Origin of the sequence: Streptomyces sp. SID13726 (assembly GCF_010548375.1) — a bacterium.
Classification (GTDB): Bacteria; Actinomycetota; Actinomycetes; order Streptomycetales; family Streptomycetaceae; genus Streptomyces.
On sequence record NZ_JAAGLY010000003.1, the window covers coordinates 839529 to 861247 of the forward strand.

Below are 21719 nucleotides of genomic sequence, written 5' to 3' on the forward strand. Positions count from 1 at the left end.
GTGCGTGCTACGGCGGTACTCGGCCGCTCAGACAGTCGTGACGGGCATCCGGTGCCGGCCGCGCAGCGGGCACCGGACGTCCGAGGACACGAGGATCACGTCGTACGACGTCCGGGGAACGGCGACAACTGTGCGCACGCACATGGCCGTACTCCCCTCACTCGTCGTCCTGGTCCTGGCACGCGCCGCCCGATGCTGTGGGCGGGCGCCGCGTGGTGAGTGTAGGGAAACGGAACAGGGCGGGGCACGGGATTTTTTCCGTGCCCCGCCCTGCGGCGGGTGCCGAGTCGGCGCTAGAGGCCCTGGAGCCCGTCGTAGGCGGACATCACGAGGTCCAACCCCCGGGTGTCCTGGCCGGGTTCGCGCATCTGGTTGGTCGCGTACGCCACCACCATGCGGGCGTCGGGTTCGATCATGACGAGGGAGCCGCCCCAGCCGCCCCACCCGAAGGTGGTGCCGAAGAGGCCGAAGCCCAGGCCGTAGCGCTGTGCCATGCCGATCACGCGGTCCTCGCCGCTGAACTGCTCCTCGCGCGCCCGCTCGGCGCCCGCCGCCGACAGCAGCCGTACGCCCCGGACGGTCCCTCCGCAGGCGAGCGCGGACTGGACGAGGGCGATCGAACGGGCGTTGCCGAACCCACTGGCCGCCGGTATCTGGGCACGCCGCCAGGCCACGCTGTTGCCGTCCCTGACGTGGAACGCGGTGCCGGTGGAGGGGGTGGATTCGGCGCCGGGGGCGCTCGCGGTGTACTCCTCGTCCCGGCCGGGCGGCGGGACCGTACGGGCGACGCGGTGGTCGTGCTCGGCGGCGAGCCCGATGTGGAAGTCGGCGCCGAGCGGACCGGTCACCTCCTGGGCGAGGAACTCGCCGACCGTGCGGCCGGTGATCCTGCACAGCACCTCGCCGACGAGGAATCCCTGGGTGAGCGAGTGGTAGCCGGCCGCGGTCCCGGGTTCCCAGAGCGGTGCCTGGGCGGCGAGCCGCGCGGTGGCGGCCGGCCAGTCGTAGAGCTCCTCGACCGGCCCCTCCCAGTGCGGCAGGCCCGCGGTGTGCGACAGCACGTGCCGTACGAGCACCTTCTCCTTGCCCGCCGCGGCGAACTCCGGCCAGTAGCGGGCGACCGGGGCGTCGAGGTCGAGTTCGCCGCGGTCGGCCAGGATCAGCGCGCACAGCGCGGTCATCGTCTTGGTCGTGGAGAAGACGTTGGTGAGCGTGTCCCGCTCCCACGGCTCGCCCCGCTCGACGTCGGCGAGACCGCCCCAGACGTCCACCACCGGTTCGCCGTCCACGAAGACGGCCACGGAGGCCCCCACGTCCCCGGCGTCCAGCAGCGCCGCCAGCGTGGTGGGGACCGCGGAGAACAGTTCGTCGTACGAGCCCTGAATGTCGGCCATGCCGGGTATTCAGCCCGCGCCGGACGGGTGGAGTCAAACCGATTTCGCCCCCGGGCGCTTCCGTTCGCCACGGCCGACTGCCGGCGGGAAGTCGAACGCGTCCCGACGGTTGCTTCCGGTCACACCCGAGCGTATAAATAAGCAACTTTCTTTCTTACAGGCTCCCGATGGCGAGATGAGGGCCCCGTGACCCGCCGTTATCCAGCAGGCCCGCAGCGACTGCTGCGTTCGCTCAACGGCCGTGCCGTTCTGGAGGCGATCGACGAGGCGGGTCCGGTCACGACCACCGATCTGGCCGGGCGGATCCCCCTGTCACGGCCCACCGTGGCGGCCGCGGTCGGGCTGCTGCTGGAGCGCGGAGTGATCACCGAGGTGGGTCCCGCGACCGGCCGCAAGGGCCCGGCGCCGGCGCAGTACCGGGTCAACGCCGAGTGCGCCTTCGCGATCGGCCTCGACGTCGGGCACCGCAGGATCCGCGCCGCCGTCGCCGACGTCACCGGCCGGGTGCGGGCGCGGGCCGAGGCCGAGCAGCACGGCGATCAGGGTGCCGAGGTGTTCGTCGGACAGATCCTCGACATGTGCGTGGACCTGGCCGGACAGGTCGGCCGGGAACTCGGCGAGATCACCCAGGTCGTCGCCGGACTGCCGGCCGCGGTCGGCCCGGACGGGCGGCAGCTGTCGTACACCACCGGGCTGCCCGGCGCGGGAAAGGGGCTGGGCGAGGCGCTCGGGCGCGCGATCCCCGTGCCCCTGGTGCTGGAGAACGACGTGAACCTCGCGGCCCTGGCCGAGCGCACCCACGGCCTCGGCGCCGAGACCGACGACTTCGTCCTGGTCAGCCTGGGCGTCGGACTCGGACTCGGGCTCGTGGTGGACGGGCGGGTCCGGCGCGGTGCCACCGGGGTCGCCGGTGAGGCCGGCTATCTGCCCAGCGACCGCATGATCGCGCCGGTCGGGCAGCGCCGGGATCTCGTGCAGGACCACCTGGGCGCCCGCTACATCGGTGCCGAGGCCCGCCGACTCGGACTGCCCGGTGACGGCAGTCCGCGTGCCGTCTTCGACCTCGCCCGCGCCGGTGATCCCGGTGCACTGGAGATCGTCGACGACACCGCGCGCAGCGTCGCCTATGTGGTGGCCTGCGTCGTCCCCCTGATCGACCCGGCGCTCATCGTGCTGGGGGGCGCCATCGGCGCCAACGGCGATCTGCTGCTCGAACCGGTCGCCCGTCATCTGGCCGATTTCAGTACGTTCCGGCCGCCCGTCGTCGCCTCCGCGCTCGGCCAGGACGCCGTGCTCTCCGGAGCGACCACCATGTCGGCGGAGCTGGCCCGCGAGGCCGCCTTCGCCGCCGCCACCACCCCTGTCCCCCGGGCGGAGCCCTCGGCCCTGTCCTGAGAGACACCGCGGCGACGCCGTCTTGCCGGACAGCGCCGCCGCTCCTGGTCACCGGGCATTGCCGTGCCCGTCGACCCACGACCGATCCGTCACCCAGGGAATTCCCGTCTCCGAGGAAGGACGATCAGTGTTCAAACGTATCACCGGGGCCGTCTCCGTCACGGCCGCCGGAGTGCTGCTCGCGGGCTGCACCTCCGCCGGACCCTCTTCCGACCAGCCCGGCACCGCGATATCGGCGGGCGCCTCGCACGCGCCGACCACGGTCACCGTCTGGACGTTCAACCATCTCCCCAACGAGGTGGCCGCGTTCAAGGCGACCCTGGCCCGGCTGCACGCCAAGTACCCCTGGCTGACCGTGAAGTTCGTCCCCAACAAGGACGACGCGGCCTACACCAAGGCGGTCGCCGCGGGTGATCCGCCGGACGTCTTCATCAGCTCGGCACCCGACAACGTGGCGAAGTTCTGCTACAACGGCACGGTCGCCGACATCGGCCCCTACCTGGCCTCCGCGAAGATCGACACGGCGAAGACCTTCCCGGCGGCGACCCTCGCCTACACCCGCTACCAGGACAAGCAGTGCGCACTGCCGCTGCTGACCGACGCCTTCGCGCTCTACTACAACAAGCAGATGTTCAAGGCGGCCGGCATCACGAAGCCGCCCACCACCCTCGCCGAACTGACCGCCGACGCCAAGAAGTTGACCGTCCGGAACGCCGACGGCTCCATCAAGACGTACGGCTTCGTGCCGCGTTCCGACTACGACGTCAACCGGTACCTGTTCACCGGCGCGCACAGCGGCACCGAGTTCTACGACAAGGACGGGAGGACCACCTTCGGCTCGGACGCCAAGTGGCAGCAACTCCTCAAGTGGGACCAGGAGTTGATCGACTACTACGGCGAGGCCGACGTGCAGGGGTTCGTGGGCCGTTACCAGCCGCACGCCGACGACTCCGGCAACCCGCTGCTGACCGGGGCCGCGGCCATGGAGTACGACGGCGAGTGGCACGTCGGCGAGATCGCCTCGGAGAAGAAGGACTTCGACTACGGCGTCGTACCGATGCCGGTCCTCGACGGGTCGTCGGGCACCTACGGCGCGGGCAGCACCCTGGGCACCGTCGCCTATCTGTCGGCGGGTTCGAAGCACAAGCAGGAGGCGTTCTTCGCGCTCCAGCAGCTCACCACCGACACCACGTTCCTCAACACCCTCGCGGACACGGTCTACAACATCCCGACCACGTTCGCCGCGCTCAAGGCCTGGGACAAGCGGGACGACCCGCACTGGAAGCCGTTCGTCGACATCTTCGAGAACGAGAACTCCACCTACAAGACGCTCACCCCGGCGGGCATCGAGGACATGGACACCTGGCGGGCGTTCCTCCTCGACTTCGAGCAGGGCAAGGTGAAGAGCGCCGCGAGCGGACTGGCCGGGGTCGGGAAGAAGATCGACGACCTCAACTCCGAGAGCGGGCAGTAGGGATGACGACCGTTCTCGCCCCTGTCGGCGACGCCCCGGGCACGGCGCACCAGCGCCCCGCCCGGGGCGGGCGGCGCCGTCCGAGCCGGGCCCGCTGGTGGGTCGTGCTCGCCTTCCTGTCCCCGTTCGTCATCGGGTTCTGCGTCTTCGTGCTCTACCCGGTGGCCGCCACGCTCTACTACTCGCTGACCGACTTCCAGGCCGGCTCCTACCGTCCGGTGCGGTTCGTCGGACTGCGCAACTACCGCACGCTGTTCACCCAGTCCGACACGTTCTGGGTGGCCGTGCGCAACACGCTGTGGATGGTCGTCGTCATGGTGCCGCTGCGCACCGCGTGGGCCATGCTCACGGCCTGGGTGATCATCCGCGTCAAGCGCGGCCGGGCGGTGTACCGCACGCTGTTCTTCCTGCCGTCGATGGTGCCGGTGGTGGCCGCGGCCCTGTCGTTCATCGTGCTGCTCAACCCGGTCGGCCCGCTCAACCGGCTGCTGGGCCTGGTGGGCGTCGACGGTCCGGGCTGGTTCTCCGACCCCGCCTGGTCCAAGCCGAGCCTGGTGATGATGGCCCTGTGGGCGAGCGGCAACGTGATGGTGATCTTCTCCGCCGCCATGCTCGACGTACCGCGTGAGCTGTACGAGGCGGCCGAACTCGACGGCGCGGGCACGCTCCAGAAGTTCCGCAGCGTCACGCTCCCGGTGATCTCCCCCGTGATCTTCTTCGCGCTGCTCACCGGGATGATCTACACGTTCCAGTACTTCACCGAGGCGTTCGTCGCCTCCAGTTCCGCGAACGCCACCTCCTCCAGCAACGACCTGATCGGCTATCCGGCCAACTCGCTGCTGTTCTACTCGACCGAGCTGTACCGGCAGGGCTTCGCGTACTTCAAGACCGGCTACGCCTCCGCCATGGCCTGGTTGCTGTTCCTGGTCATCTTCGCGGCGACCGTGGTCTTCATCCGCGCCTCGCGCCGCTTCGTGCACTACTCGGGCGGTGGCCGATGAGCACTGTGCCCCTGACGAAGCCGCGTGCCGGGCGCCGCGTGCTGTACGTGATCGCGGAGCACGCGCCCGCCATCGCCGTCGCGCTCTGCTTCCTGCTGCCGCTGACGATCGGCGTGCTCACCGCGTTCATGACCCAACACCAGGCCGGTACCGGCTCGTTGTGGCCCTCGCCCTGGGAGTTCGGAAACTTCGGCGAGGTCTTCAAGGCCATGCCGTTCGGCCGCGACCTGCTCAACACCATGCTGTACGCCGGGCTGTCCACGATCGGCGTCGTCGTCTCCTCGGTGCCCGTGGCCTACGCGCTGGCCCGGCTGAAGTGGCGCGGCCGGGAGGCGGTCTTCCTGGTGGTGCTCGCCGCGATGATGATCCCGGCGCAGGTCACCAGCCTGCCGCTGTACGTGATGTACGCGCACGTCGGCTGGGTGGGCACGCTCAAGCCGCTCATCGTGCCGTCGTTCTTCGGCGACGCGTTCAGCATCTTCCTGCTGCGCCAGTTCTTCCTGACCATCCCGGAGGAGTTCACCGAGGCGGCCCGGGTGGACGGCGCGGGCGAACTGCGCATCCTGTGGCGGGTGTTGATCCCGATGGCCCGTCCGGCGATCGCCGCGGTCGGCCTGTTCGCCTTCCTCTACGCGTGGAACGACTTCTACAACCCGCTGCTCTACACCGGCAACAGCGACACCGGCCAGACCCTCGCGGTGGCCCTCAGCCAGCTCGCCAAGAACGGGCACCAGAACGCCTACCAGCTCCAGATGGCCGCCTCGCTGATGTTCCTGCTGCCGGTCCTGGTGCTGTTCTTCCTGGCGCAGAAGGTCTTCGTCGAGGGCATCGCGCTGACCGGCGTCAAGGGCTGACCGGCCGCAACGGCCGTACCCCGCACACCTCTTGGGAGCACGAGTGAAGATCACCGTTGTCGGCGGTGGCAGTACCTACACGCCCGAACTGGTCGAGGGCTTCGCCCGGCGCGCCGGCGTGCTGCCGGTCGACGAACTCGTCCTGCACGACATCGACGCCGGGCGCTTGGAGGTGATCGGCGGTCTGTCCCGCCGTATCCTCGCCCGGCACGGCTTCCCCGGCCGGCTGACCACCACGACCGATCTCGCCGAGGCCGTGGACGGGGCCGCCGCGGTCCTCGTCCAGCTCCGGGTGGGCGGCCAGGCGGCCCGCCTGGTCGACGAGACCCTGCCGAACAGGTTCGGCCTGCTCGGGCAGGAGACCACGGGCCCCGGCGGCTTCGCCAAGGCGCTGCGCACGGTGCCGGTGGTGCTCGACATCGCGGAGGAGGTACGGCGCCGGGCCCGGCCCGGCGCCTGGATCGTCGACTTCACCAACCCGGTCGGCATCGTCACCCGCGCCCTGCTGGACGCCGGACACCGTGCGGTCGGCCTGTGCAACGTGGCGATCAAGCTCCAGCGGCAGCTGGCCGACCGCCTCGGCACCGGCCCCGAGCGGGTCCGGCTCGGCCACGCCGGACTCAACCACCTGTCCTGGGTGCGCTCGGTCACCGTCGACGGGGTGGACCGTCTGCCGGAGCTGCTGTCCGGGAGCGCCCTCGACGAACTCGCCGCCGAGATCCGCGTCCCCGCCGGGGCACTGCGCGACCTCGGGGCCATCCCCTCGTACTACCTGCACTACTTCTACTGCACCCGGGAGGAGGTCCGGGCCCAGCGGGCCGGAGCGCACCGGGCCGAGCAAGTCCTGGCCATTGAGCGGGAGTTGCTCACGCTCTACGCCGATCCCGCGCTGGACCGCAAGCCGGAGCTGCTGGATCGGCGGGGCGGCGCGTACTACAGCGAGGCCGCGGCGGCCCTCGTCACCAGCCTGCTGACCGGCGACGGCGCGCACCACTACGTGAACGTCCGCAACGACGGTCTGCTGGCCGGGCTCCCGGACGAGGCGGTGGTCGAGGTGGCCGCCGACGTCGACGCCACCGGCCCGCACCCGGTGCCCGTGCCGCCGCTGCCGCCCGAGATGCTCGGGCTAGTCCAGGCGGTCACCGCGTACGAGACCCTCACCGTCGAGGCCGCGCTGACCGGGGACCGGACGGTGGCCCGGCGCGCCCTCATGGCCAACCCGCTGGTGCGGGAATGGGCGGTGGCGGACGAGCTGCTGAACGCCCTCCTGGCGGCCAACCGCGACCGGCTGCCCCGGTTCTTCGCGAGCGAGGCCGCCGATGCCTGACCTCGTGGTGGGCGTCGACGGGGGGAACTCCAAGACCGACCTCGTCCTCGCGGACACCGAGGGACGGCTGCTGTCCTGGGTGCGCGGCGCGGGCACCCGCCCGCACACCGAGGGGATGGAGACCACCACCGAGCGGCTCGCCCGCCTCGGCCGGCACGCGCTGGCGCAGGCGGGCCTGCCCGCGACGACGCCGGTGTCGGTAGGCGCGTACTTCCTCGCGAACGTCGACCGCCGAGCCGAGGAGCAGCAGGCCGAGCGACTGCTGACCGCGTCGGAGGTGGCCGCGCGGGTCGTCGTGCACAACGACACCCTCGCCGTGCTGCGGGCCGGCGCACCGGACGGCTGGGGGGTGGCCGTGGTGTCCGGCGCCGGCATCAACGCGGCCGCCGTCCATCCCTCCGGCCGCTCCGCCCGCTTCCTCTCCCTCGGCGACATCACCGGCGACTGGGGCGGCGGGCTCGCCGTGGCCCGGGCCGGGCTGGGCGCCGCCGTCCGGGCGGGCGACGGGCGGGGACCGGCGACCCGGCTGCGCCAGGAGCTGCCGGTGCACTTCGGGCTGGCCAGCGTGGAGTCCGTGGCGCTGGCCGTCGGCGCCGGACGCATCCCGGTGACCGCACTGCACGGACTGACGCCCCTGGTCTTCGGGGCCGCCGAGAGCGGTGACGCGGTGGCGCGGGGCATCGTGGAGCGGCTCGGCGACGAGATCGTCAGCATGGTGACGGCCCTGCTGCGCCGACTGCGCCTGCTGCGTACGCCGACCCCGGTGGTCCTGGGTGGCGGCACACTGCAGAACGCTCACCTGCTGCTGCGTGACCACATCGGCGCCCGCCTGAGCGCCGAGGCCCCGCTGGCCCGGCCCCGCGTCCTCGACGTGGCGCCGGTCGCGGGCGCGGTGGCGCAGGCCCTGGAAACGGCGGGCGCCGCCATCGACGTACAGGACCGGCTGCGGAAGTCCATCGCCGACCGGCGGCCTCCCGAGACGGTCGCCGGAGCACTGCTGTGAGGGGAGGAGAATGTACGGCACATAGCCGCTGTGGCTGTTTCGGCTGTTCTCGGATGGGGAGTTCATGGACACGCAGACCTGGGACGCGCTGACGGAGTCGATGAAGAACGCGTACGTCACGGGTCTGAAGGAGGGTGCCGTGCCCCGGCCGGTCATCATGCCGCTCGTGCGGGGCCAGTTGGTCGGTCTGATCTGGCTGCGTCCGGTCGAGAACGGCCCTGACGCCCTCACCGGTATCGCGTCGCTCTCGAACATCGCCGCGGCCGCCGGTGCCGACGAGGTCGTCCTCGCCTGGGAGACCCACGACGTCGCCGGCGTCTGCGAACTGCCCGCCACGGGACCGGCGCCCTGCCTCAACATGGTGCACGCGACGAAGGACGGCCACACCCTCCACCAGTTCCCGTACACCGAGAACGTCCTGGACCAGGGCACCGACGGCCGGCCCTCGACCGAGCCGCACTGGCAGCCCGCCCCGGCCCCCGCGCCCGGCGGCGCCCTGGTCCCGCCGGTCCACGCGGCCGTCGACTACGCGTTCACCCCGCTCGACCTGGACCACCCCTCGCCGTTCGGCGTCACGGTGGTGCTGATGGAGGAGGACGGTTACACGCTGCATCTGACGGAGGCGTTCGCGGTCTGAACGGCGGGCGGGCTCGGGGACTCCGGACGTTCCTGGCTTGCCCACGCCGACGTGCGGTGGGGAACGCCGAGCGCGTCTCACCGTGCGGTCGCCGTGCCGGGTGGCGGTGAGGACGGGCGGGCGGCGAAGCGGGGCACGGGCGCGCTGCTCGTCCTCTGCTCGCTGGTCGGGCGCGGCGGCGGGGACGGGAAGGCGGCGGCCCACACCGCGGCAACGGCGACGGCGGACGCCGGACCGACGAACGGGCCCGGCTACTGGTCCGGGACAGCAACCTGGAGTGCGAGGTCGAGGTGCAGAGCCTGGTGCCTCTGACGGCCCGACAGGTCACGGCTGCCTGGCCGGCCATGGCGGACACCGTCCGGACGCTGCTGCCCGAGTTGCGTTCCTGACCCTCGGCCAGGCGTCGGAGCGACCGGTCAGACGGTCGGCTGCCGAGGCTCTCGGTCGAGGGCGCGCGCCAGTGCCGCTCGGGAGGAGATGTCGAGCTTGCGGTAGATGCGACCGAGGTGGGACTCGACCGTCCTGGTGCTGATGAAGAGCCGCTCCGCGATGTCCTTGGTGCGCCTGCCCTCCGCCGCGAGCTTCGCGATCTCCCGCTCCCGCTCGGTGAGGGTGGCCGACGCGGTCCAGCCGCCCAGCCCCTCCACCGTCGCAACCTCCGCATCGGCAGTAGTAGTTGGGGTGGCCGGCGGCAGCAGCGCCCTGACCTTGGCGGCCTCGTCGTGGATCCGCTGCGCGCCGCGGGCACGGGCGACCCGTCCCGCCGTGTCGAGCCAGTCCAGCGCCCGTTGGGGGCCATGGGTCGCGCAAACCGAGGGCGCCCCGGTCACCAGGGTCCAGGCGTGCTCCACCGGCAGGCCCTCGCGGCGGAACGACTCCGCGCTCTCGTGGAACAGCCTTGCCGCCAGGCCGTGTTCGCCCTCGGCGGCAAGAAGCGCGGCCCGGGCCCTGCGTACGTACTGGTGCTGCACGGGCAGCCCCAACTGCTCGGCCACCGTCTCCCCCGCCACCGCCCAGCCGCGCGCGGCGTCGATGTCCCCGCACCGCAGAGCCGCTTCGCAGGCGAGGGCGAGCAAGGAGGGCTGCCAGACCGGCAGCAGCCGCTGCAACCGCGGGCCGCCCTGCTCGACGAGGGTGCGCAGACAGCCGGCCGGGTCGCCGCCGAGGAACTGGGCGCAGGCGCGCAGCCCGACCGCGACGGCCGCGCGCCAACCCCGCTTGCGCGAGGCGAGGGAGAACCCTTCCTCGGCGAGTTCGAGCAGCTTTTCGGTGTCCCGGCGTGGACGCGTCCAGAGCAGCCCGGTGGCCCGCAGGGTCATGGCGATCCCGGCGGCTTCGTCGGCGCCGCTCATCCTCGCGAGCAGTTCGGCCTCGGCGGCCCGGTGGCAGAGCGACTCCAACCGCCCTGTCATCTGGTCGAGATGACACAGGGCCACCAGTTGGTTGACCCGGATGAGCCTCCGGGTGGCGCCTGTGGTCGCCTGGAGTCCTCGTTCCAGATGCCGGTAGGAGTCGTGGAACCGTTCCTGGAACAACTCCGCGCAGCCCAGCATCGCCAGGACGTCGGGCAGGGTGACGGCGGCCGCGTCAGGCAGGGCGTCCACGATCCGCGCGCACTCGGTGACTTCAGCGACGGCCTCCGGCAGCAGGCCGAGCTGGGTGTCGCCGAGTGCGCCCAGGGCCCGGAGGTAGGGCACCGTCGGGTCCGCGTCCCCGGCGGCCTCCGCCGCCTCGCGAACGACGTCACGGGCCTCGCCGTAGGCGCCTCGGAACAGCTGAACACGCCCGTACGCGGTGACCAGTTCGGCCACCGACGCCGGCAGCGGAACCGGCAGCGGACGGGGTACGAGGTCGAGCTCCGTCCGGACCACGGCCTCGGCCTCCTGGTGGCGACCCAGCAGCCGCTCCAGCTCCCCGCAGACGGCGTAGGCGCTCTGCCGCAGCTCCTCGGAGAGATCCGACCGGTAGCGGAGCAGGTCGTGCACCAGTGAACGGGCCTCCTGGAGACGGCCCACGGCGCTGAGGGCGCGGCAGCAGTCGAGCACGAGAACGACCCGGGGAGCACTGATCCTGTCCCCCGCGGGCAGGCTGTCGAGCGCCAGGCGCAGCCAACGGGCGGCGACGGCCGGGGAATGGGCCATCGCCTCTGCCGCGCCCTCGACGAGAACCTGCCGCGCCTCCGAACTCCCCGCGCCCACCAGGTACTCGGCCTGCCGGGCGCGTCGGAGCGCCGGTGCTCCTCGCGTGGTGAGCAACTCCAGTGCCTGTCCATGGGAGTTGGCGCGCAGGGCGGGCGAAGCGTGGGCCAGCGTGACATGGCCGAGGACCGGGTGCCGGAAGACGTAGCCACCGCCTCGGGGCAGTGCCCGTATCAAGTCCGCTTCGACGAGTTCGGTGAACGCTGCGACGGTCCGCTCCGGGCCCAGACCGGAGACCGCGGCGACGTCGTCCCACAGGAAGGGATCCCCGAGTACGGCGGCGGCCTGGGCGGAGCGCGCGGCGTCAGCCGTGAGGGCGTCCAGCTCGGTGATGACGGAGGTGGCCTCCCGGAGCATGCCGTCCTGGTCCGGGCCTGCGCTCAGCGGCCACTCGTCCGGGTCCCACTTCGCCGCGACCAGGATCCGCAGCATCCGCGGGTTGCCGCCGCAGGCCGCGTGCAGTTGCTCGGTGTACGTGCCGTCGATCACGGGTGCGGTGGAGTCGCGCCACTGGGTGTACGCGTGGTCGCGAGCGGACGGGGAGACGGCGTCGGCGTGGGACCTTCCGGACCTTCCTCGGCCGAGGTGGGCGGATATCGCCCGGAGGTCCAACGGGGCCGGAGCGAGGCGGATCACCGAACCGGTCTCGGCTCCGTGGTCGAGCGCTTCCCTCAGTACCGGGCGGGACTGGCGTGGGCGGTGCGCCAACGCCAGCACGAACGGGCCGGGTGGGGGCGTCCGCACGAGCCGGGCCATCAGACGCGCGGACTGGTCGTCGTACAGATGGACGTTGTCGAGGACCAGGACGCCTCCGTGCCGCGCCGCCCAGCGCGTGAGCACGTCCCGCAGTTCGGCGTCCGTCTCGGGGCCGAGCGCCCGCGCAGTCGGGGCATCCCGCGCGTCCAGGGCGTCCCACACGTCCTCGACGACCTGGCCGGGCGGTGCGGAACCGTGCGCGGCGTGGGCTCGCGCCACGAGTGCCCCTGCTCGGGCCGCCCGCTCGGCGAGCTGCCCGAGCAGCGTGGTCTTTCCGATGCCCGGCTCACCGGTGATCTCCAGGACTGATCCACGGCCGTCGGCGAGTTCCCCCACGACCGCGGTGAGACGCTCGGTCTGCGTCTGCGCGACGCCGAGTACGGCGCCGCTCTCCTGGACCGGATCCTTCAGGGCCAAGCGATCCTCCAGCCTCCACCCTCTGTCGTCGATTCGGATATTAAGCCATCACATCAGCCGACTTGAGGCTTGAAACCGTGGTCCCGCCTGTGAAGTGACGGCGGCCAGCGGGCGGTTGACCGACCCTGCGTGGCTGGTGCACGGCGACCCGGAGGCGGTCCTCGCGGGCCTGGACGGTGCTGCCGGACAGATGGAGGCGCTGGCGGTGCTGCTCGATGGGCGACCGGTCGTGGTCGGCTCCTGTGTCGACGACGATGGTGAACAGACGTCACCTCGTAGCCACCGGCGACGGCGACTGCCTTGGTTTTCAAGCCGGCCTTCAGGGCGGGACGGCGACGGAGATCACCTTCGCCGCCCGCGGCCACGGGGCACCTCGCCCGAACGGCCACGGTCCCGCGCGGGCCGCTCCGAACGTCTCGCCCTTTCGGCTGACCCGCCGGGACCCGCTGTACGACCCAGCGGACCCGCGGGACACCCCGTACCGGATCAGCGCGCCCGCACAAGCTCCTCGACCCGTGCGTGGAGATGCTCCACATGGTCTTCGGACTCCGGCTTCATCAGAACGCTGCGCAGGATCCGCGCCCCGTCGCCATCGGCGTCCGCGTCCGCGGTGACCTTCGGATGGCGTGCCGAGAACGCCGTACGGTCCGCCTTGAGCGTGCTCAGGAACACCGGGTCGTCGCTGTCCATCCCGGCCCTCAGGACATCCGCCGAGGCCGTGTCGATCGCGCTCAGCGTGGTGGGTTCGACCAGCGGGAAGTAGCTGACGATGTCCAACTCGGGCCGCTGGTACAGCTCCAGGAAGTTGGACGACGTGATCAGGTCGGACCAGCGCAGGGCGGCGCGTCGGCCCGCGGCCAGCACCTGGCCGAGGCCGGCGGGTGTGGGCGGGAGGAGTTGGAAGGTGAGCCACAGGGCGGCGGCCGAGGCACCGGCCCGTGAGCACTCCAGGCTGATCTCGCCGAGGTGGAGCTCGCTGGACGTGAAATAGGTGTACGGAGAGTCGTGGAGGTAGAAGCGGCCCACCCCGGGGTCGCGGAAGAGTACGGCGCCGCAGCCGTAGGGCTGGAGTCCGTGCTTGTGCGGGTCGATCACGACCGAGTCGCACTCGGCGATCGCACGCCAGGGCCCGGCGGGGATGCCTTCGGGGCCCTCGGCACCGGCCAGCAGGGTGAAGAAGCCTCCGTAGGCGGCGTCGACGTGGAGCCGGACGCCGTGGCGCTCGCGCAGGGCGAGGGCCTGGTCGACGGGGTCGACGGCGCCGAGGCCGGTGGTGCCCGCGGTGAGCACCACCGTGCCCACCTCGCCGCCGCGCAGGATGTCCTCCAGGGCGTCGAGGCTCATGCGGCCGCGGTCGTCGGTGGGGACCGGATAGCCCTTCATGCCGAGGACGCGGCACATCCGGCCGTGGGTGTAGTGGGCGTCGGCGCTGTAGGCGATCCCCTGGCCGGGGTGCAGTTCCCGGGCGATGAACAGTGCTTCCAGGTTGGCGATGGTGCCGCTGGTGGTGAGGTGGCCGAGGTGGGTGTCGTAGCCGAACATCGTGGCCAGTCGCGCGACGACCTCGCGCTCCATCCGGGCGGTGGCGGGGCCGCCGTCGAGGGCGTGGTTGTTGGGGTTGATCAGCATGGCGGTGAGGTAGCCGACCACGGCCGCGGGGTGCGGGGGCTTGAGCATCTGGCCCGCGTAGTGCGGGTGGAAGAAGGGGTAGTTGTCGCCCAGGCGTCCCGTGAACTCCTGGAAGGCGGCGGCGAAGCGGTCGTCGTCGACGTGGAGTGACGGGTGGGGCCGGTAGGGGCCGTATCCGTCGGCCCACTCCTGTATCGCTTCGGTGGCTCGGCCCAGCCAGTGCTGTAGGTCCATGGGTCTTCCCTTCCACGCGGCTCCCTCAGAGGGAGACAGCGTAGAACTTCATTGACCACTCAGCAATTGACTAGTCAGTAATTGAGACGGCAGTAGGTGAGGAGGCAGTAAAGTCGGATGAATGAACGCCCGCAACCCACAGAGCGACGAAGCGGCCCTCGCCGCCAACAGCCCGCGCGTGCACGACTTCGGGCTGCTGATCAAGGCCGCCACCCGCCTGGAACAGCGGATCGACACCGCTCTGCGGCGCGAGTGCGGGATCGGCCACACCATGTTCGAGGTCCTCATCCGGCTCGGCCGACAGCCGGGCGAAGAGGTCTCGCAGCGCGAACTCGCCGACGACCTCACCCTGACCAGCAGCGGCATCACCCGCCTGATCGACCGCATGGAGGAGGCAGGCCTGGTGTCCCGCGTGCCGTCACCCGGGGACCGCCGAAGCGTCCTGGTGGAACCGACCGACCACGGCCACACCGTGTTCCTCCGGGCCGCCGCCGTGCACGCGCAGGTCATCGAGCGGTTCTTCATCGCACCCGTGAGCGGGGAGGACTACGGGCGGCTGACGAAGTCGCTGGGCGAGATCAACAGGGCGCTGCGGGAGTCGTAGGGCGGCTCCCGCCGAAGTGCCTCCACCTCACCCTCGACCGCACGCAGGCACCGACGCCGACCACGACCGCCGCGGCGCCGTACGCCCAGGCCTGCACGGGAAAGCCGGGCAGGAGACCGCCGCCCAGGTACAGCGCGGTGCCGGCGAGGGTGATGGTGAGCCATTCCCAGCGGCCGTCCAGGGCCACGAGAGCGATCACGAGCAGGGAGTACCAGGGGTAGCTCGGGGAGAAGAGGAGCAGCGCCGTGCCGGTGAGCAGCAGGGCGCCGCGCCAGGGACGGTCCGGGTCCCCGCGCCGCCACACGTACACGCCGATCACCACCAGGACGACGGCCGCGGCCACTCCCGCGGCGGCGTCCGGCAGCAGGAGCCGCAGCAGGGCGAAACGGCGTACGTGGCCGGGCTCGTACCCCTCTTCATGGAGATAGCCGGGGAGGTAGCCGAGCACGCCGGGTCCGGACATCGCGACGTACGGCAGGTAGGCGAGTACGACCGTGGCGATCAGCGCCCCTGTCACCCGCAGGACGCGGGCCGGGCCGCGCTGTCCGGACAGGGCCCCGGGCAGGGCCAGAACGGGCAGGAGTTTTACGGCGATCGCGGCGCCGAGCAGCGCGCCGCGGCGGGCCCCCGCGGTGGCCGTGCCCATGGCGAGCACGAGGAACAGGACGCCGAGGGTGTCGATGTGGGCGTTGTTCACCGCCTCCAGGGCGATCGCCGGGCACCATGCCCACAGGGCGGCCCGGGCCGGAGCCCGCCGTGGGTCACCTCGGCGGCGCAGAACGCGGAGCAGGGCCAGGGTCGTACCGAAGGCCAGGACCGCGCCGCCGACCTGGAGCGGCTTGTGACGGCTGTCCGGTGGGGACAGCGCGTGCACGGCGAGGTACCAGCCCTCGGCGACCGGTGGATAGATGGTGGGGACGGTGGGCCGGTTGATGCGGACGCACAGGCCGGTGCCGGTCCGGGTGAGCCCCCATCCCTCGCACTTGTCCAGGGTGGGGAACAGCCACTGGTCGCGCAGGCGGGCGAGTTCGGGTGCGGCGGGCGGATGCGCGTAGGGGGAGATTCCGGCGGCCTGGACCCGACCGTCCCAGGCGTAGCGGTACATGTCGTTGCTGGTGCGTGGCTGCGCGGTGAGCCCGGCCAGGGCGACGGCGGCCGAGCCGATCAGGACGAGGACGGTCGCGGCACGGGCCGGAAGCCTGCGTACGGTCCGCACGGCGGCGGCGAACAGGGCCCAGGCCACGGCGTATCCGGCCAGCAGCCAGCCGGACTCGCCCTTGTTGTCGCCGGCCTGGAGGGTCACGACGATCACCGCGGTCAGGGCCGCGAGGAGGAGCGCGGTTCCGGCGATCCGCACGGGCGCGGTGGGGTGCGTGGACGGGGGTGCAGGGCGCTGTCGGGACAAGGTGGTGGTCATGGGCGGATGTGGCCTTCGTGCGGTACGGGGGCGGGTAGGGCGTGGAGGCCCGTGTGCGGTACGGGCGCGGGTACGGCGTGGAGGCCCGTGTGCGGGCGGCGGAGTTCCAGGAAAGCGCGGCCGTCGGTGGTCCAACTGCCGGTGGAGAGCCATCCGTTGGCGTCGGCGGCGCGCAGGAGGGCGGTGGTGCCGACGCGGGCCCACGGGAAGGGGCGCCCGTGTCGGCCGTCGCCGTCCTCAACGCGGACGACGAGGCGTTCGTCCACGTCCTGCGGGGTGGCTTCGGCCAGCAGGCGGCCTCCCGGTCGGAGCAGGTCGTACAGGCGGGCGAGCAGTGCCGTCGGATCGCCGCCGATGCCGACGTTGCCGTCCATCAGCAGGGCCGTGGTCCAGCGGCCCTCCCTGGGCAGCCGGTCGAAGACGGACCGGCGCAGAGCGGTTCCGCCGTGCCGGCGGGTGCGCGCGACGGCGGCCGGGCTGACGTCCACGCCGAGTGCCGGTACGCCCACGGCGGCGAGCGCGGCCACCAGGCGTCCCGGGCCGCAGCCGACGTCCAGGACGGGTCCCCGGCAGCGGTGCAGTACGGCCATGTCGGCGGCGTCGGGTGCGGCGCAGAAGCGCTCCACGTCCAGGGGCAGCAGTGCGGTCGCCGCGTCGGGACCCGGTGTGACGCGGCGCAGGAACAGCGGGCCACGGCCGGTGTGCAGTGCGCGACCGTAGAGGTCGTCCGACCAGGGCTCCCCTGGTTCGGCGTGCCCCAGAGGGTACGGACCGGCCACGGCCGTCCCCGCAGCCGTAGCGCTCATCGGACCGTCTCCGCCGGCAGGGCGAGGGAAGCGAGTGCGGCGGCGAAGCGGGAGCCGGGCGCACAGGAGGTGACGACCGAGGCCGCGTCGGCGGCGGTGTCCACGTCACGGAGCGTCGGCAGGTCACCGACGGTCAGTCCCGCCGCCACGAGCCTGCGGCGCTGAACGGCTCCGGTGCGCTCGGTGGACATCGGGACGCCCCGGACGAGGGCGCCGCCGCGGACCGGGTCGGCGAAGCCCAGGGCCCAGAACCCGCCGTCGGCCGCCGGGCCGAACCACGCGTCGTGCCCGTCGCGGCCGACGCCGGCCAGCAGGTCCGGGCTGAGCTGCGGGGTGTCCATGCCGACCAGGAGCGCCGGGCCGCTGTCGCACTGTTCGAAGGCGGCGGCGAGGCGTTCGTCGAGGCCGCCGTCCGTCTGAGGCACGACCTCGAATCCGGGCGGGAGCCAGTGGCCGGGCGCTCCGTCGAGGACGAGAACCCGGCGCCGCGCGGGGACTTGGAGGATCGTGTGGAGCGTGTCGGTCAGCGCGGCCTCGGCCAGGACGGCCGCCTCCTCGGGGCTGTAGGGAGGGGTGAGACGGGTCTTGACCCGTCCCGGCACCGGCTCCTTCGCGATGACCAGCAAGGTGGCCGAACCTCCGGCCCTCGAAAGGGAGTTCATCGGACGGCTCCCGTAACTCGCGTGCCCGACGCCGGAGTCGGGGTGGCGGCCGGCCGCTCGGCGAGAACCGCCCGCATGTCGCGTACGGCCTGCCAGGTGCCGCGCCAGGTGCCGGTGACCTTCGAGCGGCCCGTACGCGGGTGGTAGGGCGTGTCGGTCTCCGTCACCCGCCAGCCGGCGTCGGCGGCGCGGACGACCATCTGGAGCGGGTAGCCGGAGCGCCGGTCGGTCAGCCCGAGGCCCAGCAGCGCCTCCCTGCGGGCCGCGCGCATCGGGCCCAGGTCGTGCAGGCGCAGTCCGGTGCGGCGGCGGACCAGTCGGGCGAGTTCCAGGTTGGCCAGGCGGGCATGCAGGGGCCAGGCGCCCAGGGCTGTGGGCCTGCGGCGGCCGAGGACCAGGTCGGCGGTTCCGTCGAGGACGGGGGCGGCGACGGCGGGCAGCAGGGCGGGGTCAAGGGAGGCGTCGCAGTCGCAGAAGCAGACCGTGTCGGCGGTGGCGGCGGCCAGGCCCGCGTGGCAGGCGGCGCCGAAGCCGCGCCGGGGTTCGTGGACGACGTACGCGCCCAACTGCCGTGCGATGTCGGGCGATCCGTCGGTGGAACCGTTGTCGACGACGATGGCCCGCCAGCCGGGCGGGATGCGTTCCAGTACCCAGGGCAGGGCCTCGGCCTCGTCGAGGCAGGGCAGCACGACGTCCACGGAAAAAGGGGGCGTCACGAGGGAAGGGGGAGTTTCGAGGGAAGGGGAAGTCTCGATCACGCAACTCACCCTACGGACGCAAAATGGGCATAAGGGATTCAGCGTCCTTACGGAACTCTGACGTCGACCCCGGCCTCCGCCTGCGGCGCTCTCCCGGTGTGAGACTCGTGGGGTGAAACACGTACTCGTCGTGGACGACGACCCCACGGTCTCCGAGGTCGTCGCCGGATATCTGGGCCGGGCGGGATTCGCCGTCGACGTGGCCGACGACGGCCCCGCCGCCGTGGCCCGGGCCGCGGTCCGGACGCCGGATCTCGTGGTGCTGGATCTGATGCTGCCCGGTATGGACGGGCTGGAGGTCTGCCGTCGTATCCGCGCGACCGGACCCGTGCCGGTGATCATGCTGACCGCGCGCGGCGACGAGGAGGACCGTGTCCTCGGCCTGGAGGTCGGCGCGGACGACTACGTCACCAAGCCGTTCAGCCCCCGGGAGCTGGTGTTGCGCGTGGAGTCCGTGCTCCGCCGGGCCGGTGCGCCGCCGACTCCTCGCCCCGGGGCGTCGGAGCCCTGGTTGCGGGCCGGCCCGCTCGCGCTGGACCCCACCGCCCGGCGCGCCACCCGGTACGGCGTCGAACTGGCCCTCACCATCAGGGAGTTCGACCTGCTGGAGTACTTCCTGCGGCACCCGGGACAGGCCACCAGCAGGGAGCAGCTGATGCAGCGGGTCTGGGGCTGGGAGTTCGGCGATCTGTCGACTGTCACCGTGCATGTGCGGCGACTGCGCGAGAAGATCGAGGAGGACCCGGCAGGCCCCCTGCTGATCAGCACGGTGTGGGGGATCGGCTACCGGTTCGACGCTCCCCGCGCGCAGGAGGACGAGGTGGGTCGTGCTCGGTGACACGCTGCTCATAGCGCTCTACGCGGCGATCGGCGCGGCAGGTGCCGGACTCGTCGGAGTGGCCGCCCTGCGGGTGCTGCGGCACCGGTCCGTGGCCGCGTCGCTGGCCGTGGTCGCCGCCGTCACCGTGGCGGCGATGCTCGCCGGGACCATGCTCGTGTCGTGGGCGATGTTCCTGTCCGACCACGACCTGTGGGTGGTGACCATGGTGTGCGCCATGGCCACGGTCGTCTCGCTCGTCGTGGCCCTCCTGCTGGGGCGCAGTGTGGTGCGCGGCAGCCGGGAGCTGACCGAGGCCACCCGCGCCCTGGGCGACGACGGCAGTTTCACCCCGCCCGTCGCCGCACCCACCGCCGAACTCGCCGATCTGAGCCGCCAGTTGGCCGCCACCAGCGCCAGACTCGCCGCGTCCAGGGAACGCGAGCGGACCCTGGAGGCATCCCGGCGCGAGCTGGTCGCCTGGATCTCCCACGATCTGCGCACTCCGCTGGCGGGCCTCCAGGCGATGACGGAGGCCCTGGAGGACGGCATGGTCGACGACCCGCGCGTCTACCACACCCGTATCCGCACGGAGGTGGGCCGCATGACCTCCATGGTCAGCGACCTGTTCGAACTCTCCCGCATCCAGGCGGGCGTGCTCACCCTCACCCCGGCCCGGATGTCGGTCTACGACCTGGTCGGCGACGCCATCGCCGGCGTCGACGCGCTGGCCAGGGAGCACGGGGTACGGCTCGTGGGCCACGGCGTCGAACCCGTACCGGTGGAGGTCGACGGCCGTGAGATGTCCCGCGTCCTCGCCAACCTGCTGGTCAACGCGATCCGCCGGACTCCGGCCGACGGCACGGTCGCGGTCGCGGCCCACCGGGAGGCGGACCGGGTGGTGCTCTCGGTGACCGACGGCTGCGGCGGCATCCGCCCCGAGGATCTCCCCCGCGTCTTCGACACCGGCTGGCGCGGAACCGACGCCCGCACCCCGCCGGCCGGGGCGGGGCTCGGGCTGGCCATCGTGCGGGGCATCGTGGAGGCCCATCAGGGACGGGCGGCCGTGAGCAATGTGCCGGGCGGGTGCCGGTTCGAGGTGCATCTGCCGGCGGCGGGGTGAGGTGGGGGTGCTCTGAGGTGGGGGTGCTGTGAGGTGGGGGTCAGGAGGAGTGCGAGGCGCTGCGGGGCGAGACAGGGCGGGCCGAGGATGAGCCCCCTGCGGAACCCCTCCGCCTCACCCGGCCCGCAGCTCCGCCGTAGCGAACTCCCCCATGCCGTCCTCGAATTCGACCCGCGGCTTCCAGCCGAGTTCGTCGCGCAGCCGTTGCGAGGAGGCGGTGATGTGGCGGACGTCGCCGAGCCGGTACTCCCCCGTCACGACCGGTTCGGGGCCGCCGTACGCCAGGGCCAGCGCGGCTGCCATCTCGCCCACGGTGTGGGGTAGTCCGCTGCCCGCGTTGTAGGCCCGCAGCGCGCCCTCGGGAAGTCCGCGGGTTCCGTCCAGCGCCGCGAGGTTGGCGCCCGCGATGTCCCGTACGTGGACGAAGTCCCGCCGCTGCCCGCCGTCCTCGAAGACGCGCGGTGCCGCACCGCGGGCGAGCGCGGACCGGAACAGGGAGGCGACACCGGCGTAGGGGGTGTCGCGCGGCATGCCCGGGCCGTACACGTTGTGGTAGCGAAGGGCGGCGACCCGGCCGCCGGTGGCCCGCGCCCACGCGGCGGCGAGGTGCTCCTGGGCCAGCTTGGTGGCCGCGTACACGTTGCGCGGATCGGCCGGGGCGTCCTCCCCCACCAGGCCGGAGGCCAGCGCCTCACCGCAGTGCGGGCACGGCGGCTCGAAGTCGCCGGCCTCCAGAGCGGCGGGCCGGCGCGGACCGGGCCGTACGACTCCGTGCCGCACGCAGACGTAGCGCCCCTCGCCGTAGACCACCATCGAACTCGCCAGCACCAGACGCCGTACGCCGGCCCCGGCCATGCCCGCCAGGAGCACGGCGGTACCGAGGTCGTTGCAGCTCACGTAGTCGGGCGCGTCGGCGAAGTCCTTGCCGAGACCGACCATGGCGGCCTGGTGGCAGACGGCGTCCACGCCTCGCAGGGCGTCGGCAACCGCCCCCTTGTCCCGGACGTCGGCGTGCCGCCAGTCCACCTCTTCGGGGATCGCCGGGGGCGTGCGGTGGGCGGTGGGCAGGAGGGCGTCGAGGACCCTCACCTCGTGCCCGGCGTCGACAAGAGCGGTGACGATGTGCGAGCCGATGAAGCCCGCACCTCCGGTGACCAGGATCAACATGGCTACGACGGTAGGACCTTACAGCCAGTCGCGGACCGTACGAGCC

At 72.3% G+C, this 21719-nt stretch carries 18 protein-coding genes; 10 read left to right on the forward strand and 8 right to left on the reverse strand.

Annotation, left to right across the window (positions count from 1 at the left end):
• Positions 1 to 293: 293 nt before the first annotated feature.
• Complete coding sequence (locus G3I78_RS11050; protein WP_164422943.1) at positions 294 to 1394, reverse strand: serine hydrolase domain-containing protein; 1101 nt, start codon at positions 1392 to 1394, stop codon at positions 294 to 296.
• A gap of 186 nt (positions 1395 to 1580) precedes the next feature.
• Between G3I78_RS11050 and G3I78_RS11055 the strand changes: the two genes are divergently transcribed.
• From G3I78_RS11055 to G3I78_RS11085, 7 genes are all read left to right on the forward strand, one after another.
• The gene (locus G3I78_RS11055; RefSeq protein WP_164422945.1) at positions 1581 to 2789 is read left to right on the forward strand and encodes an ROK family transcriptional regulator; all 1209 of its coding nucleotides are present in this window, start codon (positions 1581 to 1583) and stop codon (positions 2787 to 2789) included.
• Positions 2790 to 2916: 127 nt separating this feature from the next.
• A complete protein-coding gene (locus G3I78_RS11060) occupies positions 2917 to 4263 on the forward strand; it encodes an extracellular solute-binding protein (protein WP_164422947.1) in 1347 nt (448 codons plus the stop codon).
• A 2-nt stretch (positions 4264 to 4265) separates the two neighbouring features.
• On the forward strand, positions 4266 to 5264 hold the full coding sequence (locus G3I78_RS11065; RefSeq protein ID WP_164422949.1) for a sugar ABC transporter permease: 999 nt from the start codon (positions 4266 to 4268) through the stop codon (positions 5262 to 5264).
• Positions 5261 to 6118, forward strand: coding sequence for a carbohydrate ABC transporter permease (locus G3I78_RS11070; RefSeq protein ID WP_164422951.1), 858 nt, complete (start codon positions 5261 to 5263; stop codon positions 6116 to 6118). The genes G3I78_RS11065 and G3I78_RS11070 overlap by 4 nt, the downstream gene beginning before the upstream one ends.
• A 43-nt stretch (positions 6119 to 6161) precedes the next feature.
• Entirely contained in the window at positions 6162 to 7445 is a 1284-nt protein-coding gene (locus G3I78_RS11075; RefSeq protein WP_164422953.1) for a 6-phospho-beta-glucosidase, read from the forward strand.
• Positions 7438 to 8448, forward strand: coding sequence for a BadF/BadG/BcrA/BcrD ATPase family protein (locus G3I78_RS11080; protein WP_164422955.1), 1011 nt, complete (start codon positions 7438 to 7440; stop codon positions 8446 to 8448). The genes G3I78_RS11075 and G3I78_RS11080 overlap by 8 nt, the downstream gene beginning before the upstream one ends.
• Before the next feature lie 64 nt (positions 8449 to 8512).
• Positions 8513 to 9085, forward strand: coding sequence for a hypothetical protein (locus G3I78_RS11085; protein ID WP_164422957.1), 573 nt, complete (start codon positions 8513 to 8515; stop codon positions 9083 to 9085).
• A gap of 416 nt (positions 9086 to 9501) precedes the next feature.
• Here the strand turns inward: G3I78_RS11085 and G3I78_RS11090 are convergent, their stop codons facing one another.
• Entirely contained in the window at positions 9502 to 12456 is a 2955-nt protein-coding gene (locus G3I78_RS11090; RefSeq protein ID WP_164422959.1) for a LuxR C-terminal-related transcriptional regulator, read from the reverse strand.
• 486 nt (positions 12457 to 12942) lie between these two features.
• Positions 12943 to 14319, reverse strand: a complete 1377-nt coding sequence (locus G3I78_RS11095) for an aminotransferase class I/II-fold pyridoxal phosphate-dependent enzyme (protein WP_164422961.1) — start codon at positions 14317 to 14319, stop codon at positions 12943 to 12945.
• 121 nt (positions 14320 to 14440) lie between these two features.
• Between G3I78_RS11095 and G3I78_RS11100 the strand changes: the two genes are divergently transcribed.
• The gene (locus G3I78_RS11100; RefSeq protein WP_164422963.1) at positions 14441 to 14923 is read left to right on the forward strand and encodes a MarR family transcriptional regulator; all 483 of its coding nucleotides are present in this window, start codon (positions 14441 to 14443) and stop codon (positions 14921 to 14923) included.
• Here G3I78_RS11100 and G3I78_RS11105 read toward each other — a convergent pair.
• Genes G3I78_RS11105 through G3I78_RS11120 form a run of 4 tightly spaced genes read right to left on the reverse strand, consistent with a single transcriptional unit; the run spans position 14898 to position 18524 of the window.
• Positions 14898 to 16340, reverse strand: a complete 1443-nt coding sequence (locus G3I78_RS11105; RefSeq protein WP_164422965.1) for a glycosyltransferase 87 family protein — start codon at positions 16338 to 16340, stop codon at positions 14898 to 14900. The genes G3I78_RS11100 and G3I78_RS11105 overlap by 26 nt on opposite strands.
• Positions 16337 to 17146, reverse strand: a complete 810-nt coding sequence (locus G3I78_RS11110) for a class I SAM-dependent methyltransferase (protein ID WP_164422967.1) — start codon at positions 17144 to 17146, stop codon at positions 16337 to 16339. Before G3I78_RS11110 ends, G3I78_RS11105 begins: the two co-directional genes overlap by 4 nt.
• Positions 17143 to 17808 carry a DUF2064 domain-containing protein gene (locus G3I78_RS11115; RefSeq protein WP_164422969.1) on the reverse strand — a complete coding sequence of 222 codons (666 nt, stop codon included), beginning with the start codon at positions 17806 to 17808 and terminating at the stop codon, positions 17143 to 17145. Before G3I78_RS11115 ends, G3I78_RS11110 begins: the two co-directional genes overlap by 4 nt.
• Positions 17805 to 18524 (reverse strand): glycosyltransferase family 2 protein, encoded by a 720-nt coding sequence (locus tag G3I78_RS11120; protein ID WP_343243716.1) that lies wholly within the window; start codon positions 18522 to 18524, stop codon positions 17805 to 17807. The genes G3I78_RS11115 and G3I78_RS11120 overlap by 4 nt, the downstream gene beginning before the upstream one ends.
• Before the next feature lie 154 nt (positions 18525 to 18678).
• On the opposite strand from G3I78_RS11120, the gene G3I78_RS11125 reads away from it, so the two are divergent.
• Entirely contained in the window at positions 18679 to 19404 is a 726-nt protein-coding gene (locus G3I78_RS11125) for a response regulator transcription factor (RefSeq protein WP_164422971.1), read from the forward strand.
• Complete coding sequence (locus tag G3I78_RS11130; RefSeq protein WP_164422973.1) at positions 19394 to 20506, forward strand: HAMP domain-containing sensor histidine kinase; 1113 nt, start codon at positions 19394 to 19396, stop codon at positions 20504 to 20506. Before G3I78_RS11125 ends, G3I78_RS11130 begins: the two co-directional genes overlap by 11 nt.
• A 114-nt stretch (positions 20507 to 20620) precedes the next feature.
• Here G3I78_RS11130 and G3I78_RS11135 read toward each other — a convergent pair whose 3' ends face one another.
• Positions 20621 to 21673, reverse strand: a complete 1053-nt coding sequence (locus tag G3I78_RS11135) for an NAD-dependent epimerase/dehydratase family protein (RefSeq protein WP_164422975.1) — start codon at positions 21671 to 21673, stop codon at positions 20621 to 20623.
• Positions 21674 to 21719 lie beyond the last annotated feature (46 nt).